This is a genomic window from Streptococcus sp. HMSC078D09 (genome assembly GCF_001813675.1).
Lineage (GTDB): Bacteria > Bacillota > Bacilli > Lactobacillales > Streptococcaceae > Streptococcus.
In genome coordinates this window covers 745316-746312 of record NZ_KV813675.1, presented here as the reverse complement: position 1 = coordinate 746312, position 997 = coordinate 745316, and the positions used below count along the sequence as shown (strand labels likewise).

Sequence of the window (997 nt, the reverse complement as noted above, 5' to 3'; positions counted from 1 at the left end):
TGCTGCTACTGTGTAAGTACCAACGCCATCAACTGTCTTAGTAGTTGATCCATCATCGAAGGTTGCTGGAACATCATCGTTCATTGGCACACGGCTGTTGCCTTCAGTAAATTCAGGCTTACCTGTTTGAGTTTGACCTTGTTTACCAGTTGAAGTAGCATCTTCAGCTGTTGGTGTTACAGGCGTTACAGTTGGTGTGTAAGTTGCAGAGGCTTTAGTGCCGTTCATGTCTTCACGCACAACTGTTACCGCTGGTGCAGTACCAACAAATGATTTTTCTGGTACAAATGTAACTGTTCCGTCTGCTGCTACTGTATAAGTACCAACGCCGTCAACAGTCTTGGTAGTTGAACCATCATCAAATGTTGCTGGAACATCATTGTTCATTGGCACACGGCTGTCGCCTTCAGTAAATACAGGTTTCCCTGTTTGTGTAGCACCTTGGATATCAGTTGTTTCAGCTGGTTTCGCAGTTGGTGTTACTGGAGTTACAGTTGGTGTGTAGGTTGCAGAAGCTTTGGTTCCGTTCTTATCTTCGCGAACAACCGTCACTGCTGGAGCAGTTCCAGTAAATGATTTTTCAGGGACAAAGGTTACAGTTCCGTCTGTTGCTACTGTGTAAGTACCAACGCCATCTACTGTCTTGGTAGTTGAGCCATCATCAAATGTTGCTGGAACGTCTTCATTGATTTCTACTGTTTTCTCAACGCCATCAACTGTTACGGTTCCACCCTTGAATTCAGGTTTACCTTTTTGAGTTGCACCTTGAATGTCAGTTGTTTCTGCTGGAGTTGCAGTTGGAGTCACTGGAACAATTTCAGGTGTGTAAGTTGTATCTACCTTGATACCGTTTGAGCTTTCAGCTTGAACCTTAACAGGTGTTACTTTACCTGTGTAAGATTTGTCAGTTGGTGTGAAGGTTACTTGTCCAGTTGCTGGATCAATTGAGTAAGTACCAATTTCAGTTGTACCATCAGCAGCATAAGCTGGTGTGCTT

1 pseudogene is annotated in these 997 nt (G+C 43.9%); it reads right to left on the bottom strand.

The features are described from left to right. Positions 1-997 (bottom strand): annotated as a pseudogene (locus HMPREF2926_RS08825) (CshA family fibrillar surface protein C); the annotation flags it as partial.